The following is a 15,464-nucleotide window of genomic DNA, read 5'->3' on the forward strand; positions in this document are numbered from 1 at the left end:
CCGGTCGACGGCCCGGGCCAGCGCCTGTACGCCGTCCCGAGCAGACGACTCAGGCGCGCCCGGGCGTGTTCGCGAATCGCCGAAACACGGTGACGAGGCCGCCATCAACAGACATAGCTTTTGAGGTCAGCATGAATGTCCGTATCGAGCCCGCCACCGCAGAACATTTTCCGGCATTGCAGGCCATCGAGCTGGCTGCTTTCGATACCCTGCGCGCGGCGGGCGCCGTTTCGGGGGAGGCGAGCGCGAGCAGCGACGAGGAATTGCAGCGGTATCTCGACGCGGGCTTCCTCCTTGCCGCCTATGACGCTGGCGGTGAGCCGGTCGGCTTCGGTGGGGGCTATGTAGCAGAGCAATGGCTCCACATTGGCGAGGTCGACGTGCATCCTGACTGGCAGCGACGCGGCATTGGAAGACGCCTGATGGAGGCCTTGCTCGACATCGGCCGTGCGCGATCGCTGAAGGGCGCAACACTGACAACAGACCGCCACGCCCCGTTCAACGCGCCGTTCTATGCCACGTTGGGATTCGATCCCGTGGAGCCGGACGCCTGCCCCGCACGCCTGAAGACGATTCTTTCGGCGGAAGAACAAAAAGGTCTCGAGCCGCTGCGGCGCGTCGCCATGATGTGTGTTTTCGGGTAAGCGGATATGCCTGACGAAGGAGCCCGACCGGCGCGCTCGGCACTGCGGTGCCTCGAACGCGTGGTGCCCCTCCCTGCCACCGGTTACGTATGTCCGCGATGTGGCCAGAGACAAATCCCACCCCACATTCCCCTGCCACGGGCGAGGATGGCGATGGCCCCCGCAGCATCGGTTTGCGATCACCAGATCCCGGAGTGCTCCGAGCGGCCATGGAACGTCAATTCCTGTGTCGGTGAAGCGGGATCACGACTTGGCGGCCACAGGAAGCCGAAACGGCGCACCCAGTCGGTTGAACGCATTCATTGCCGCAATCGCGATCGTGAGATCGACGAGGTCTTTGGGGCTGAACTCAGCCGAGGCGGCGGCATACGCCTCATCCGAGGCATGCGTTTCGCTGACGCGGGTCACCTCCTCTGCCCAGGCCAGCGCGGCGCGTTCCTGATCGGAGAACAGCTGGTGCACCTCGTGCCAAACCGGTACCAACGTGATCTTGTCGATCGACATGGTTTTCCTGAGGTCCCGGCTGTGCATGTCGATGCAGTGGGCACAACCGTTGATCTGCGAAACGCGAAGGAACACGAGGTGGACGAGTTCCTCGGGCAGGTTGGTCTTCTTCGTGACGTAGTGGTGGATGCCAAACAGTGCCTTCGCGCCGTCAGGTGCGATCTCTTGCCAGTTCAAGCGGGTCATCTCAGTCCTTTCCAGTCGTTGATGTGAGTAGCGACGCGGTCCGCGCACCCCGGGCAGCCTATCGACTGCGGCCGCGATCCATGTCATAACGCCACGTTACTCCGCCGGGGATTGGAGAAACAGGCCCAAAAACTGCCAAAACGACTGACCCAAGATGACTGACCCGAATACGCCCGCCGCGCTTTCCATCCAGGTGGACCCTGCCACCGCCGTGCCTATCGGCGACCAGATCCATGCGAGCCTGCGACAGGCAATCGTCGAAGGCCGGCTGTTACCCGGGCAGCGGTTGCCTTCCGGCCGGGACCTGGCCGCGCAGCTCGGCGTCGCGCGCGGCACCATCCGCGTGGCCTACGATCGGCTGATCGCCGAGAACCTGGTGTTCGGCGCTGGGTCTGCGGGCACACGCGTATGCGCGCGGCTGCCCCCCAGCCAGGCGGACGACGAGGCGCCGCTCGATGGGCCTTTGGCGGGTTTCACCCGCCCATATTCCAGCGCCCCGCTCCCGTTCCAGATGGGCGTACCCGCCCACGACGCGTTTCCCGCCAAGCTCTGGGCGCGCATGCGGGCGCGTGCCGCACGCGCAGATGCCAACGCTTACACCGCCTACGCCGACCCGCGCGGCGAATCTGCGCTGCGGGCCCAGATCGCGAGCCACCTGGCCGTCAGCCGGCAGATGCACTGTCACCCCGATCAGATCATCGTCACCAGCGGATACCGGCAGGGCCTGATGCTGGCGCTGATGGCACTGCGGGCGCACGGGCGCAAGGTGTGGCTCGAAGAGCCGGGTTATCCGCTGGGAAGGCGCGCGCTGGAATTGATGGGCGCCGCGATCGAACCCGTGCCGGTCGATGCCGAGGGGCTCCGCGTGGAAGATGGCATCGCCAGCGCGCCAGACGCCGTGCTGGCGCTGGTCACCCCGGGCCAGCACGCACCGCTGGGCGTGACTCTGTCGCCGGCACGAAGGCACGCCCTGCTCGACTGGGCGGCAACCACGGGCGCCTGGATCATCGAAGACGACTATCTCGGGGAACTGCAGCTCGACGGCCGGGCGGCGCCGGCCCTTGCCGCTGGCGAAGGTTCCAAGCGCGTGATCCACATCGGCGCGTTCAGCAAGACGATCAGCCCGGCGCTGGGCCTCGGCTTTGTCGTCGCCCCGCGCTCCGTGGCGGAGCGTCTGGTGGAAGTCTGCGCCGTGTTGGCCCCGGCGCCTAACCGGACCACCCAACTGGCGATCACGGAGTTTCTGGCCGATGGGCACTACCTGCGGCACCTGCGGCAGATGAAGGCGCTATATGCCGACCGCCGCAGCCTCGCGTTAGCGCGTTTGAACGAGGTCCTGCCGGGCACCATGACGGCGGGCCTCGGAGTGATCGCACCGCTCCCGCCGACCGTCGACGACTGCACCGTTGTCGGCATTGCCCGCGCACGCGGCCTCGCGCCTTCCGCTCTCTCCGCGTGGTACCTTCGCCGCCGTCACGCGCAACGCGGCTTGCTGCTGAGCGCGACGAACCTGCGCCTCGACAACGTCGAGGCCGCCTGCGCGACGCTCGGGAGAATCGTTGCATCCCGTTGAGTCGCAGCCCACAGCCCCCTTCACCGCCTGAACCACAACAACGACAGCCCGCAGGCGGCAATCAGCAGCGGCACCGCTACCGCCACCAGCAGGGCACTGATCTCGACCTCCTTGGTCTCCAGCGCAAACTTCGCGCTGAGCTGTCGGTACACCTGCGCAAGGTGCGCCGCCGAGCCGGCCTGGAAGTATTCGCCGTCGGTCAGCGCCGCGATCTCGCGCAGCGTGGGTTCGTCCAGCCGCACGGCGTCGAAGAGCCCGGGCGCTGCCGCGCCGTCGGCCGGGGGCTGGCCGAAGCCCACGGTGTAGACGCGCACGCCGCGCTGGGCGGCCATGCGGGCGGCGTCCAGCGGGTCCGGGCCGGTGGTGCGGCGGCCGTCGCTGAGCAGGATCACGGCGCCGTGCGGGTAGGAGCCGGGTTGTGCCGGTGGCAGTTCCTGGTCCCGTTTGCGGACGGCTTCCGCGGCCGCGGCTTCGGACAGCGATCTGCCGCTCGGTCCGGGGGCCAGCTTTTCGCCGCTGAAGAGGATGGCTTCGAGGTCGATGCCATCGTTGGGCATCAAGACGGCCAGTGCCTGGATCAGGCCGCTGCCGGTGGCGGTGCCGTGCTGGAGCTGGAACCGTTCGATGGCGTCCAGCATGTCGCGCCGGCTGTCGGTGGGGGTCTGCACCACGGTGGTCGTGGCGGCAAAGGAGACGATGCCAAGGCGCACACGGACGGGCAGCCCGACGATCAGGTCCCGCGCGGCCTGCTGCGCGGCGGCCATGCGGGTGGGTGCGACGTCGGTCGCGGCCATGCTGAGGGACGTGTCCATCGCGAGCACCAGTGTGACGGTCTCGGAGGGCAGCGTGACGGTGGCGGTGGGACGGGCGCAGGCCAGCAGCGCCGCGCCCAGCGACAGCAACAGAAGCAGCGGCGGGATGTGGCGCCGCAGCCGTCGGTAGCGGCCCTGCGCGGCCCGCGGCAGCGCAAGGCTGGAGTACGACAGCGCGAATTTCTTGCGCCGCCCGATCGCGTAGACGTAGAAGGCTGCCAGCAGGGGAAGCAGAAGCAGCAGCCAGAGCATTTGTGGCCACAAGAACTGCATGCCCCGCTCCTTGGCGCGTGTTAACCCGATGGTACTGCGTTTTCCATTGGCCCCGAGAATCCTCGCGCTCGCCGCCTTCACCGGGGCGATCGGCCGCCAACGCTAGAATGTCGGATCGACGCCACCACCCGCAGACGGACCAACCGCCAACGCCCCGGGCAGGCACGCGCCCGCCCCCTTCGGTCCGTCCCCACACAGTTGAGGCTATGACGAGCACTTCCATCACCCTGGAAAAGGGAATCCAGACCGCCGGCGTGGGCAAGTTCCAGTACCGCCTGTTCGTGATTTTCGGGCTGGTGTGGATGGCCGATGCCATGCAGGTGCTCTCCATCGGCTTCAGCGCGCCCTCCATCGCGAGGACCTTCGACGTGCCGATCCCGCAGGCCCTGCAGACCGGGACGGCCTTCTTCGTCGGCATGCTGATCGGCGCCTTTGTCTTCGGCCGCCTGGCGGACCGCATCGGCCGGCGGCCGGTGCTGATGACGGCCGTCCTGGTCGATGCCGCCTGCGGCGTGGCCTCGGCGTTCGCGCCGGACCTGTGGTGGCTGATGGCGCTGCGCTTCCTGACCGGCATCGGCGTCGGCGGCACGCTGCCCGTGGACTACACCATGATGGCGGAGTTCCTGCCGAGCGACCGGCGGGGGCGCTGGCTGGTCCTGCTGGAATCGTTCTGGGCAGTGGGCACCATCCTGCTGGCCCTGCTTGCGCTGGTGGCAGCCTCCTATGGCGACGATGCCTGGCGGGTCATCTTCTTTGTCACGGGCATTCCGGCCTTGATCGGCGTGGTGCTGCGGCTCTATATCCCCGAGTCGCCGTTGTTCCTGCACCGCAATGGCCGTTCGGAAGAGGCGCGCCGGGTGCTCGCGCGGGTGGCGAAGGTCAATGGCAGCAGCGCGGACATTCCGCCGTTGCTGAGCGACACGAGCGAGCGCAAGTCGGTGTTCGCGCTGTTCTCCGCGCGCCTTCGCCGACGCACGATCGGCCTGCTGGCGGCCTGGGCGCTGATTTCCATCGCCTACTACGGCGTGTTCGTCTATTTGCCGATCCGCCTGAGCGGCCAAGGCTTCGCGTTCATGCGGGGCGAGGTGTTTCTGGTGATCCTCGCGCTGGTACAGCTACCGGGCTTCGGGCTGGCCGCGTATGGCGTGGAGCGCTGGGGCCGCAAACCCACGCTGATCGGGTTCCTGCTGCTGAGCGCCGTCGGCTGCATGCTGTACAGCCTGGGCACGGCACAGGCCTTGGTCGTCGGTTCGACGCTGCTGATGAGCTTCGCGCTGCTGGGCACATGGGGCGCGCTGTATGCCTTCACGCCCGAGGTATATCCCACCGACCTGCGGGCGACCGGGATGGGCACCGCCGGCGCCATCGCGCGCTTTGGCGGCCTGTTCGCGCCGGCGATCATCGCACCGGTGATGAGCACGCATTTCACCTTCGCGCTGGCGATGATCTCCAGCATGCTGGTCGGCGGCGCCCTCGCCATCGCCGCCGTGAACGTGGAATCGCGGAATCGGGCGCTGGACTAGCGCCCGATTCCGGTCGGTCCCGACGGGGCGCCCGCCGTCCTCAGCGCAGCGCGCGAAACGCCGCGCGCACCTCCGCGCCGAACAGTTCCGGCTCTTCCCACGCCGCAAAGTGGCCGCCCTTGTCCACGCGGTGGTAGTAGATCAGATTGCGATAGGCGCGCTCCACCCAGTGCCGCGGCGGTCGATAGACCTCCCCGGGAAAGATCGTCACGGCCGCCGGCACCGCGATGCCTCCGCTTGCGGGACCGGCTGTGCGGTTGCCGGCGTTCAGCGGATGGCTGTCCCAGTAGATGCGTCCGCTGGACGGGCCGGTGTTGGTCAGCCAGTACAGCGTGATGTTGTCCAGGATATCGTCGCGGCCCAGCGCGCGTTCCGGATCGCCGCGGGTGAATACCCAGTCCGCCAGCTTGTCGTAGATCCAGGCGGCAAGTCCCACCGGCGAGTCCGCGAGGCCATAGGCGATGGTCTGCGGCCGCGTGCCCATCAGCGCCGCATAGCCGAAGCCCTTGTCGAGAAAGTCCCTCGCTTGGTCGAACACGGCGCGCTCCTCCGGCGTGAGCGTCGCCGGCGCGGGATCGCCACTGCGCAGCGCCCGGCCGACCTCCGGCGGAATCGTGGTGGCGCGTTCGATGCGGTTGACGTGAATGCCCAGCAAACCCGGCGGCGCCTGCCGGCCCATCGCGTCTGCCACGATGGCGCCCCAGTCGCCGCCCTGCGCGACATAGCGGCTGTAGCCGAGCCGCGTCATCAGGATGTCCCAGGCGCGGCCGATGCGCTCGGGGTTCCAGCCGGCATGGCGCGGCGCCTCCGAGAAGCCGAACCCCGGCAGCGAGGGCAGCACGAGGTGAAACGCGTCGTCGGCACTGCCCCCGTGCGCGGTGGGATCGGTCAGCGGCCCCACGCTCTTGAGCAGTTCCAGCACGGAGCCGGGCCAGCCGTGCGTCATGATCAGCGGCAGGGCCTGCGGATGGGGCGAGCGGATGTGCAGGAAGTGGATGTCGAGCCCGTCGATGCGCGTGACGAACTGCGGCAGCGCGTTGAGCCTCGCCTCGGCCTTGCGCCAGTCGTAGTCGCGTTCCCAGTAGCGCATCAAGGGCCGCAGCCGATGGCGCTGCACGCCCTGCGTGCGGTCGTCCACCGTTTCCGCGTCGGGCCAGCGCGTCGCAGCCAGGCGCCGGCGCAGGTCGAGCAGTGCCGCCTGCGGAATGTCCACGCGGAACGAACGGATCGCGTCCGACGCGAACGGCGGCGCGACCTCGGCGGCGGCCGTCACGGGACGAAGCGCGGTAAGCGCGGCCGCTGCCGCGCCACGCAGCAGCAGGGCGCGGCGCGACGGCATGGCGGGTGCGGTCGAACCGGTCGTCATTGCGCGTGCCCGTGGGCCGGCGTCGCGGACTTGCCCGGCGCGACCAGCGGGGCTCCCTTCGTCACGATATAGGTCGCCAGCTCCGATGCCTTGCCGCTGCCCACGTTGCGCGCCGAGTGGCCCGTGCCGGCCGGGATGAAAAGGGCCTCGCCGGCCTTCAGCGTGACCGGCGCCCTGTCCTCCAGCACGTATTCGAGCGAGCCTTCGAGGACATAGGCGATTTCCTCGCCGGGATGCGAATGCGTGGGCGCGAACGCCGCGGGGGCGAAGTCGACACGCACCTGGACGACCTCGCGTCCGGGTGCGCCGATGTCCTGCTGCAGCAGATCGGTACGGTGGATGCCGGCAGCCTGTGCATGCGCGGCATGGGCTGCCAAAGCACCACCGGCGATGAGCAGCGCCGCTGCCAGGGATCGAGCCTTTGTCATGGGTATCTCCTTTTCGGTAAGGCCCACGTGCCGGGGCCAGTACCGGCATTGCACCCGAGGCGCGTATCCGCGATATATCGATGGTCTCGGCTTCCCGTATCGCCCTGTGTGCGCGCCCGCGGCTGACACATTGCGATACGAAGCCGCGCGGCCTGGATGCGCTAGCGCGCGCGGCTGGCCCGGCCGGATTGGCGCACGGCCTGCGGCGCCTGCCCCAGCGTGCGCAGGAACGCGCGGCGCAGGCGTTCCCTGTCGCCCAGGCCCACTTCACGGGCGATGATGTCCATCGTATGGCGCCCCTGCTCCAGCATCAGCCGCGCGGCCTCCACGCGCAGGTGCTCGATGGCCTTGGCGGGCGACTGGCCGGTCTCCGCGCGGAACGCCCGGCTGAACTGGCGCGGACTGAGGCTGGCGACGCCGGCCAGCTCCTCGACCGACAGGCTGCCGCGCAGATTGGCGCTGGCGTAGTCGATGGCCTTCTGGATGCGGTCCGACTTGGGCCCCAGTTCCAGCAGCGCGGAGAACTGCGACTGCCCGCCGGCGCGCCGGTGATAGACCACGAGCTTGCGCGCCACGGTGCGCGAAACCTCGTCGCCGTGGTCGTTCTCGACCATGGCGAGCGCAAGGTCGATGGTTGCCGTCATGCCCGCCGATGTCCAGACCGGCCCGTCGACGATAAAGATCTGGTCGTCCTCCACCGCCACCTGCGGAAAGCGGCGCTGCAGTTCCGGGGCGAAGCGCCAGTGGGTCGTGGCGCGGCGCCCGTCCAGCACGCCGGCCTCCGCCAGCACGAATGCCCCCGTGCAAGGGGCGGCGACGCGCCGGGACACCGACACCGCGCGCCTGACGAAATCGAGCACGCCGGCAGAGACCGCGAAGACCGTTTCGACGCCGGATCCGAACATCACGGTATCGAAGACGGCGTCGCCGAAGGGCTCCGTCTCCACCCGGAAACCGGCAGACGAAGCGACCAGCCCGCCGGTTTCTGACAGCAGCGTCACCTCATAGGCGGCCTCCCCCAGCGCGATATTGGCCGTCTCGAACACCGTGATGGCGGCGAAACCCATCAGGTTGAAGTCGGGGAACACGACGAATCCGACCTTGTGCATACGTCACCTGTCTCATGTCCTAAATCACCATTATTTATGACATTTGAGACAAAACCAAGCCACCCTATGCTGGCACTGTCTTCTTCACCAGCCTTCTGCAAAGGTCAACCATGGATCGTCGCTTACTCATGCTTGCCATCGGCATGTTCGCCATCGGCACGGACAACTTCGTCGTCGCGGGCATTCTTCCCGGCGTGGCCGCATCCCTGCACACCACGCCAAGCCTTGCCGGCCAGATGGTCACCGTCTACGCCCTGTCCTACGCGCTGATGGCGCCGGTGATGGCGGCGCTGACGGGCGGCTGGCCCCGCAAGCCGCTGCTGGTGTCCGCGCTCGCGGTCTTCGTCGTCGGCAATATCGTCACCGCGCTGGCCACCGACCTGAACACCGTGCTGCTCAGCCGCGCGGTGGCGGGCCTGGGAGCCGCGATGTTCACGCCCACCGCGCTGGGCGTGGCCGCCCTGCTGGCCGATCCGGCCAGGCGGGGCCGCGCGCTCGCCACCGTCACCGCGGGGCTGGCCGCCGCCACGGCGCTCGGTGCCCCGCTCGGAACCTGGATCGGCGGCTTCGGCGGCTGGCGCACCACGCTGTGGTTCGTCGCCGCCGTCGGCCTGGTCTCGATGCTTGGCATCTGGGCGCTGCTGCACGCGGTGCCGCAACCGGCGCGGATCACACTGCGGCAGCGGTTGGCGCCGGTGCGCGACCTGCGCATCGCGCTGACGCTGCTGACTTCGCTGTTCGCGTTCGGCGGCTTCCTGATGGTCTATACCTACGCCGGGCTGGTGCTGTCGCGCGTAACCGGCGGCGACGAAAGCGTGCTTGCCGGCATGCTGCTGGTGTGGGGCGTGGCCGCGACGGTCGGCAACATGCTGGCCGGCCGTCTGGTGGACCGCTTCGACAGCCGGCGGGTCATCCAGGTCGCGCTCGGCGTGGCGATCGTCAACTTCGGCGCGCTGCCGTGGACCGCCGCCCATCCCGCCACGGCCGTGGTCGCGCTGACGATCTGGGGCTTGATCGGATGGGGGCTTCTCGTGCCGCAGCAGCACCGGCTGGTGTCCATCGCACCGGAGGTGGCGCCGCTGCTTCTGGCCCTGAACAACACCGCTGTCTACGGCGGCCTCGCCTGCTCGGGCGCGCTCGGCGGCCTGGTCCTGCTGTTCCTCGGGCCACAGTACCTGAGCCTTGCCGGCGCCGGCCTGATCGCCGTCGCCCTGGCGCTCACCACGCTGATCCCGGCCACCGCCGCACAGGCACGCTGGGCGGGCGCTGCCCGCGCATGACGCGCCGGCACACCGCGCGCTGCCCCAACGCAAAAGCCCCGGCAATCGCTTGCCGGGGCTTTTCCATTGCCGCGTTGCCTGCGGCGCGGCCCTACTGCGTCGCGCAGGTAAAGCTCGCCGCCACGTTGATGTCCCCCGTGCCGTTGTACTTCGGCCAGGACGGGTATTCGCACAGCGGCCGCGTGCGGCCGGGCACGCCGATGGTGTCCGCCACCGTCTGCGCCGGTGGCGCCGTGCCCCGCTCGACCCAGTTCTCCAGTGCTGTCAGCGAATCCCACGACGCGTTGAACGTGGTGCTCACCGCATGGCCATAGCCCGGGATCTCGTAATAGCGCATGAAGCTGGCGACGCGGCCGGCGCCCATGGTGGCCTGCACCCGCTCGTAGTACTGCGCCGTGGCGCGGGTACTGACCAGCGCATCGTGCGAGCCGTGCGCCATCAGGATCTTGCCCCCCTTGTTGGCGAAGGCGGACAGGTCCGCGCGGTTCACGTCCTGGATCGCGGTGAGCTGGCTGATGCGCGCCTCCCACGGTCCCGGGTTCTGCGGATCCAGGGTCAGCGAGTCGAAATTGGGATCGCGCGTGACGAAGAAGCGCACCCACTGGTCCCAGAACACGCTGAAGTACGGCGCGGTGGCGGGCATCGGGCTGGCCGGCTGCACCAGGTTCCATGCCAGCGAGATCACCGTGGCCTGCGCCGCCTGCGTACCCGCCATGCCAAGGTCGGTGCCCCAGACGTTGAAGCCGGGATACTGCGTCTCGCCGCTGCCCAGCGTGTAGTTGAACGTGATGGGCGTGTTGTAGACGTTCAGCGCCGCGATCTGCGGATCGGAGAGACAGTTGTCGCCCGTGTCGGCGCCGTTCGCGCAGCGCAGCGGCGCGCCGTTGAACTGCGCCGTGGCCGGATTGAAGGTGGCGTTGCACGCCGGGACGTTGCTGACCACGTTGTCCCGTGCGCCGTCCAGCGTGTCGCAGGCCGCCAGTGAGGCGTCGTACAGCGTCCTGCGCTTGGCCTGGTTGAGGAAGGCGCCCGGCGCGGCCAGCGCGCGGGTGATGCGGCCAAACTGCAGGTCCAGGCTGGCGGCGTTCCACGCGGGATACAGCACGATGGCGCCGTCCCAGTCCTGCGGCCAGCGCTGCACCACCGCCAGCGCCTCGCGCCCGCCGGTGGAGCCGCCGGCGAAGTACGCCTTGGTGGGGCCCTTGACGCCATAGCGGGTCTTGATCAGGTGGAGCGCGGTATCGCGGGTTTTCTTCAGCGCGTCGCCGGAGAAATTGCGCAGCGCCTCGTCGTTGACGCCGAAGGAGCCGTCGCGGCTGCCGAGCGGGCCGGCCTGGTGGCCGGAATCGCTGGAGAACGTGGCATAGCCGCGGCCGAGCGGCGTGGCCTGGCTCGTCGGGCCGGCCGGCACGTTGCCCTGCGGCGATGGGATGGAGCCGTTGTAGCCGCCGCCGCCGAACATCATGACCTTGCTGTTCCAGCTCGCGGGCAGGTTGACCTCGAACTTGATCGGTGGCGCGGCGGGGTCGACCGGACGGATATCGCCGGTGACCTTGCAGTACTCCCCGGTGGCTTGCGCGCCAGTGCCGCCGGCGGGCACCGTGGTGGCGGAGGTGACCACCGCGCCGTTGGTCGGCAGGCCGATCTCGGCGGCCGCGACGGTGATGCCGCCCAGTTCCGCGCAGCTGCGCGGCTTGCTGAACGGGTCGTCGTCATCGTCACCGCCGCAGGCCACCAGCATCATCGTCGCGCCGGCCACCATGGTCAGCAGCATCGCACGGCGCCGCATCGGCGAACCGCAGATTGTTTTCGCTAGCACGTGTTCTCTCCAGTCTCCGTTGGTGTCGTCGCCGGGATCCACAGACAGCAAGAGCAAAAACCGGCGCAGGCCGTGCTGCCGCTCTGGCGGGCAGCGAAGGCCACCATATGCCCGCCTGGCGAGACGGTCAATCGGGATTGGGACGGGGGTGCGCCTCCCTTCGCCGGACGCGCGACCGTGGCATGGGTCAGCGATCGCTTTCGTTACCCCGCCGGGGCGGCCGCCTGCCGGGGCTTGATGACCAACGCCTGCTGCGCGACGCCGATGCGGCCGAGTTCGTCGTGCAGCGTCGAGACGGTGAGCCCGATGCCGCTGGGCTGCACCACCGTCGTGGAGTCGACGCCGACCCACTCGCCGCGGGGCGGCCGGTGCAGCGACACCGTCAGGTCCGCGTTTGCGAACACGAAGCGGTCAAGCGGCACGGCCCAACTGATGCCATTGCCGAAGTCGGCCGCCGCGGCGGCGCGCGCGGCGCCGGACGCGGTCCAGCCGCGCACCAGCGGGACCCGCATCCGGAACCATACGGCCGCCCGCCCCGGGGCGGTTGCCGAGCCCGCGGCCACGCGGCTCTCCATCGCGGTGTAGTGGAAGGACGTCTGCATCGCCATGCCGGGAATGCGCAGCGGCTCGTCGCAAGCATCGGGCGGTGGCAGTTCGGGCGCCATCGGGGTGGGCGACAGATCGAGTTCGCGCTCGCGGATGAACATGGCAACGCCGCGCACCACCGGCATGCCCTCGTGGAACAAGCAAACCTCGACGCGCCGCACCGATCCGCCCGGCTGCACCGCGGCGCTGGCGATCAGCGGCGCGATCGGCACCGGCCGCAGGAATTCCAGCGTGAGCCTCGCCATCGCCCAGCCCGGCTCGTCGCCGAGCTGCCGTTCGGCGATGGCCGTCAACAGCGCGGCCGGCGCGCCGCCGTGCTGCGCGCCCGGATGCCAGGGGCCGCGCGCCAGTGCCGATGGCAGGATGTCGTCGCCGCTGCAGCGGAAGACGCTGTCGGCGTCAGCGTCGTTATCGTTATCGTTGCGGGATTCGTTGTCGTTCGGGGACACAGGCATTCTCCGTGAGGTATTTCCGGGGGACGTGGGGCTCGCCAGTCCGGCCCGCCGCATGGTGCACCGCGAAATGCAGGGTGGAAGTTCCGGCCCGGGGTACTGTACACCTGCCGGGCGGATAGTTGATTTGATCAATTACCCCGGCTGCTCGTACATTGCCAGCGATCCTCAGCAGAAGGATTTCCAGGAGACCCCATGTTTTCGCCATCCCTCGCCCGCGCCGGCGCCCGAGCCGTGCTCGCCACCGCGTTGGCCATCGCCGTTTCCCACACTACCCCCGCCCTTGCCCAGAAGCTGGAAGGCCCGCTGAAGCTCGTGGTCGGCTACGCGCCGGGCGGCGCCTCCGACCGCGCCGCGCGCATCGTGGGTCAGGCGCTGCAGGACAAGTACGGCGTCACCGTCATCGTCGAGAACAAGGCCGGCGCGGGCGGACGCCTCGCCGCGCAGCAGTTGAAGAGCGCGCCCGCGACGGAAAACGCGCTGATGCTGGGCAATCCCGCTGTCATGGTGGTGGCCCCGCTGGTCTTCAAGGACACCGCCTACGATCCCGAAGCCGACTTCACGCCGGTCTCGCTGGTCACCACCTACGACTTCGCGGTGGTTGCGGGCACGCGCGTGCCCGTGCGCGAGATGACCCATCTGGTCGCATGGCTGAAGGCCAATCCGGAGAAGGCGTTCTTCGGCGTGCCCGCCACCGGCAGCCTGCCGCATTTCTTCGCGCTGATGCTGGGCGACCGCGCGTCGCTGAAATCCGATGTGGTGGGCTACAAGGGCTCCGCCCCGCTCGCCACCGACCTGCTGGGTGGCCAGGTGCCGGTCGGCATCGATACGCTGGACACCGTGCTGCCGTTGCACCAGGGCGGCAAGGTAAAGATCCTCGCGGTCTCGGGCAACACGCGCTCGCCCTTCGCCAAGGACATCCCTACGCTGAAGGAAGCGGGCATCGATCTGGCCGCCGACGGCTGGAACGCGTTCTTCGCGCCCAGGGCAATGCCTGCCGCCAAGGTCAAGGCCCTGGCCGCCGCGATCCAGTCGGTGATGGCGGACCCGGCCGTGAAGCAGCGCTTCCTGTCGGCCAACATGCAGCCGGTCTCCACCTCGCAGGACGAGACCGTGCGCGTGCTCAAGGCCTACAAGGCGCAGTGGCAGCCGGTGGTCAAGCGCAGCGGCTTCCAGCAGTAGCGCCGCCGCACGGCAACACCTTACGGAGCAAGCAAGCCATGGCGCGCAACATCCTTTTCATCATGTGCGACCAGTTGCGCTGGGACTATCTGTCCTGCACCGGTCATCCCACCATCCGCACGCCGAATATCGACGCCCTCGCCGCGCGCGGAGTGCGCTTTTCCCGCGCCTATGCGCAGTCCACCATCTGCGGTTCGTCGCGCATGAGCTTCTACACCGGCCGCTACGTGGACTCGCACGGCGCCGCGTGGAACAACTTTCCGCTCAAGGTCGGCGAGATGACCTTGGGCGACTATCTGCGCCCGCTCGGCCGGCGCACGGTGCTGGTCGGCAAGACGCACATGGCGGCGGACACCGAAGGCATGGCACGGCTGGGCATCGATCCCGACTCGACCATCGGCACCCGCGTGGCCGAATGCGGGTTCGATCCGTACGAGCGCGACGACGGGCTGCACGGCAGCGGCCCCGCAGGCCGCTACGACCCGAGGCCGGTGCGCTACAACGAGTACCTGCGCCAGCTCGGCTACGCCGGCGACGACGGCTGGGACGACTGGGCCAACGCGGGCGAGGACGAGCACGGCAACCTGCTCTCCGGCTGGCTGCTGCGCAATTCGACCCGCCCCGCGCGCGTGGCCGAGGAGCATTCGGAAACGCCGTACATGACGCGGCGGGCCATGGAGTTCATCGACGACGCGGGCGACCTGCCGTGGTGCCTGCACCTGTCGTATATCAAGCCGCACTGGCCCTGCATCGCCCCCGCGCCGTACCACGCCATGTATGGCGCCGCCGACGTGCCACCGCCGGTGCGCAGCGAAGCGGAAAAGGCCGACGCGCATCCGATCTACCAGGCCTTCCTGCAATCGCGCGTGAGCAAGTCGTTCTCCCGCGACGAAGTGCGCGAGGCGGTGATTCCCGCCTACATGGGCCTGATCACGCAGATCGACGACCAGATCGGCGTACTGATGGCGCACCTGGAGAAGAAGGGGCTGACCGGCGAGACGATGATCGTGTTCACGTCCGACCATGGCGACTATCTGGGCGACCACTGGATGGGCGAGAAGGATCTGTTCCACGAGCCGTCGGTCCGGGTGCCGCTGATCGTCGTGGACCCGACCCCCGAGGCGGACGCCGCGCGCGGCTCGGTTTGCGATGCGCTGGTCGAGGCCATCGATCTGGTGCCGACCTTCGTGCAGGCGTGCGGGGGCACCGCGCAGCCGCACCGGCTCGAAGGGCTCGCCCTGCAGCCGTGGTTGCACGGCCAGCGGCCCGAGGCGTGGCGCGAGTACGCGATCAGCGAGTACGACTATTCGTCAACCGGCGCGGCCGTCTCGCTGGGCGTGCGGCCGCTGGACGCGCGGCTGTTCATGGTGGCCGACCGCCGCTGGAAGTACATCCACGCGCCGGGCTTCCGGCCGATGTTGTTCGATCTGGAAAGCGACCCGGAGGAGCTGCGCGACCTCGGCGCGGACCCGGCGCATCGCGAGCAATGCGAGCGCATGTATCAGGCGCTGGCCCGATGGGGCCTGCGCCAGTCGCAGCGCACCGCCATCAGCGACGAACGCATCGCCGCCATGCGCGGCGCCTCCGTCCGTAAGGGCATCCTGCTGGGGTTCTGGGACGAAAGCGAGCTGCCGGACGAACTCGTTCACGAGAAATGGCGCGGCGCGCGCGCGGCGCTGGCCCGGCGGGGGCCGACAGGCTGACGTC

At 69.0% G+C, this 15,464-nt stretch carries 13 protein-coding genes; 6 read left to right on the plus strand and 7 right to left on the minus strand.

From position 1 onward, the window contains the following. Nucleotides 1-131 precede the first annotated feature (131 nt). Nucleotides 132-644 (plus strand): GNAT family N-acetyltransferase, encoded by a 513-nt coding sequence (locus tag LDO27_RS04570; protein ID WP_224039962.1) that lies wholly within the window; start codon nucleotides 132-134, stop codon nucleotides 642-644. A 243-nt stretch (nucleotides 645-887) separates the two neighbouring features. On the opposite strand, the gene LDO27_RS04575 is transcribed toward LDO27_RS04570, so the two are convergent. Then, nucleotides 888-1,334, minus strand: coding sequence for a carboxymuconolactone decarboxylase family protein (locus tag LDO27_RS04575; protein WP_222207003.1), 447 nt, complete (start codon nucleotides 1,332-1,334; stop codon nucleotides 888-890). Between the two features lie 154 nt (nucleotides 1,335-1,488). On the opposite strand from LDO27_RS04575, the gene pdxR reads away from it, so the two are divergent. Next, nucleotides 1,489-2,907, plus strand: coding sequence for a MocR-like pyridoxine biosynthesis transcription factor PdxR (gene pdxR, locus LDO27_RS04580; protein ID WP_224039963.1), 1,419 nt, complete (start codon nucleotides 1,489-1,491; stop codon nucleotides 2,905-2,907). Nucleotides 2,908-2,927: 20 nt separating this feature from the next. Here pdxR and LDO27_RS04585 read toward each other — a convergent pair whose 3' ends face one another. Then, complete coding sequence (locus tag LDO27_RS04585; RefSeq protein ID WP_224039965.1) at nucleotides 2,928-3,992, minus strand: VWA domain-containing protein; 1,065 nt, start codon at nucleotides 3,990-3,992, stop codon at nucleotides 2,928-2,930. 206 nt (nucleotides 3,993-4,198) lie between these two features. On the opposite strand from LDO27_RS04585, the gene LDO27_RS04590 reads away from it, so the two are divergent. Further along, complete coding sequence (locus LDO27_RS04590; protein ID WP_224039967.1) at nucleotides 4,199-5,515, plus strand: MFS transporter; 1,317 nt, start codon at nucleotides 4,199-4,201, stop codon at nucleotides 5,513-5,515. Between the two features lie 40 nt (nucleotides 5,516-5,555). On the opposite strand, the gene LDO27_RS04595 is transcribed toward LDO27_RS04590, so the two are convergent. The 3 genes from LDO27_RS04595 to LDO27_RS04605 all read right to left on the minus strand — a co-directional run bounded on the left by LDO27_RS04595 (nucleotide 5,556) and on the right by LDO27_RS04605 (nucleotide 8,418). Beyond that, the gene (locus LDO27_RS04595; RefSeq protein WP_224039969.1) at nucleotides 5,556-6,881 is read right to left on the minus strand and encodes an epoxide hydrolase family protein; all 1,326 of its coding nucleotides are present in this window, start codon (nucleotides 6,879-6,881) and stop codon (nucleotides 5,556-5,558) included. Continuing rightward, on the minus strand, nucleotides 6,878-7,309 hold the full coding sequence (locus LDO27_RS04600; RefSeq protein WP_224039971.1) for a cupin domain-containing protein: 432 nt from the start codon (nucleotides 7,307-7,309) through the stop codon (nucleotides 6,878-6,880). Before LDO27_RS04600 ends, LDO27_RS04595 begins: the two co-directional genes overlap by 4 nt. Nucleotides 7,310-7,470: 161 nt before the next feature. After that, nucleotides 7,471-8,418 carry a GlxA family transcriptional regulator gene (locus tag LDO27_RS04605; RefSeq protein WP_224039973.1) on the minus strand — a complete coding sequence of 316 codons (948 nt, stop codon included), beginning with the start codon at nucleotides 8,416-8,418 and terminating at the stop codon, nucleotides 7,471-7,473. Between the two features lie 110 nt (nucleotides 8,419-8,528). Here LDO27_RS04605 and LDO27_RS04610 point away from each other — a divergent pair, with 110 nt between their 5' ends. Then, complete coding sequence (locus tag LDO27_RS04610) at nucleotides 8,529-9,698, plus strand: MFS transporter (protein WP_224039975.1); 1,170 nt, start codon at nucleotides 8,529-8,531, stop codon at nucleotides 9,696-9,698. Between the two features lie 91 nt (nucleotides 9,699-9,789). Here the strand turns inward: LDO27_RS04610 and LDO27_RS04615 are convergent, their stop codons facing one another. Together LDO27_RS04615 and LDO27_RS04620 are read right to left on the minus strand one after the other, a co-directional pair. Next, nucleotides 9,790-11,460, minus strand: a complete 1,671-nt coding sequence (locus tag LDO27_RS04615) for a tannase/feruloyl esterase family alpha/beta hydrolase (protein WP_377747385.1) — start codon at nucleotides 11,458-11,460, stop codon at nucleotides 9,790-9,792. A gap of 260 nt (nucleotides 11,461-11,720) precedes the next feature. Then, on the minus strand, nucleotides 11,721-12,572 hold the full coding sequence (locus tag LDO27_RS04620) for a thioesterase family protein (RefSeq protein ID WP_222207015.1): 852 nt from the start codon (nucleotides 12,570-12,572) through the stop codon (nucleotides 11,721-11,723). A gap of 198 nt (nucleotides 12,573-12,770) precedes the next feature. On the opposite strand from LDO27_RS04620, the gene LDO27_RS04625 reads away from it, so the two are divergent. Beyond that, nucleotides 12,771-13,757 carry a tripartite tricarboxylate transporter substrate-binding protein gene (locus tag LDO27_RS04625; protein ID WP_224039977.1) on the plus strand — a complete coding sequence of 329 codons (987 nt, stop codon included), beginning with the start codon at nucleotides 12,771-12,773 and terminating at the stop codon, nucleotides 13,755-13,757. A 38-nt stretch (nucleotides 13,758-13,795) separates the two neighbouring features. After that, the gene (locus LDO27_RS04630) at nucleotides 13,796-15,460 is read left to right on the plus strand and encodes an alkaline phosphatase family protein (RefSeq protein WP_222207017.1); all 1,665 of its coding nucleotides are present in this window, start codon (nucleotides 13,796-13,798) and stop codon (nucleotides 15,458-15,460) included. Nucleotides 15,461-15,464 lie beyond the last annotated feature (4 nt).

It is taken from the genome of Cupriavidus respiraculi (assembly GCF_914271545.1).
Lineage (GTDB): Bacteria > Pseudomonadota > Gammaproteobacteria > Burkholderiales > Burkholderiaceae > Cupriavidus > Cupriavidus respiraculi.

Coding starts and splice junctions, on each gene's coding strand:
- LDO27_RS04570 (WP_224039962.1), top strand. CDS start 132: ATGAATGTCCGTATCGAGCCCGCCACCGCAGAACATTTTCCGGCATTG.
- LDO27_RS04575 (WP_222207003.1), bottom strand. CDS start 1,334: ATGACCCGCTTGAACTGGCAAGAGATCGCACCTGACGGCGCGAAGGCA.
- pdxR (WP_224039963.1), top strand. CDS start 1,489: ATGACTGACCCGAATACGCCCGCCGCGCTTTCCATCCAGGTGGACCCT.
- LDO27_RS04585 (WP_224039965.1), bottom strand. CDS start 3,992: ATGCAGTTCTTGTGGCCACAAATGCTCTGGCTGCTGCTTCTGCTTCCC.
- LDO27_RS04590 (WP_224039967.1), top strand. CDS start 4,199: ATGACGAGCACTTCCATCACCCTGGAAAAGGGAATCCAGACCGCCGGC.
- LDO27_RS04595 (WP_224039969.1), bottom strand. CDS start 6,881: ATGACGACCGGTTCGACCGCACCCGCCATGCCGTCGCGCCGCGCCCTG.
- LDO27_RS04600 (WP_224039971.1), bottom strand. CDS start 7,309: ATGACAAAGGCTCGATCCCTGGCAGCGGCGCTGCTCATCGCCGGTGGT.
- LDO27_RS04605 (WP_224039973.1), bottom strand. CDS start 8,418: ATGCACAAGGTCGGATTCGTCGTGTTCCCCGACTTCAACCTGATGGGT.
- LDO27_RS04610 (WP_224039975.1), top strand. CDS start 8,529: ATGGATCGTCGCTTACTCATGCTTGCCATCGGCATGTTCGCCATCGGC.
- LDO27_RS04615 (WP_377747385.1), bottom strand. CDS start 11,460: ATGGTGGCCGGCGCGACGATGATGCTGGTGGCCTGCGGCGGTGACGAT.
- LDO27_RS04625 (WP_224039977.1), top strand. CDS start 12,771: ATGTTTTCGCCATCCCTCGCCCGCGCCGGCGCCCGAGCCGTGCTCGCC.
- LDO27_RS04630 (WP_222207017.1), top strand. CDS start 13,796: ATGGCGCGCAACATCCTTTTCATCATGTGCGACCAGTTGCGCTGGGAC.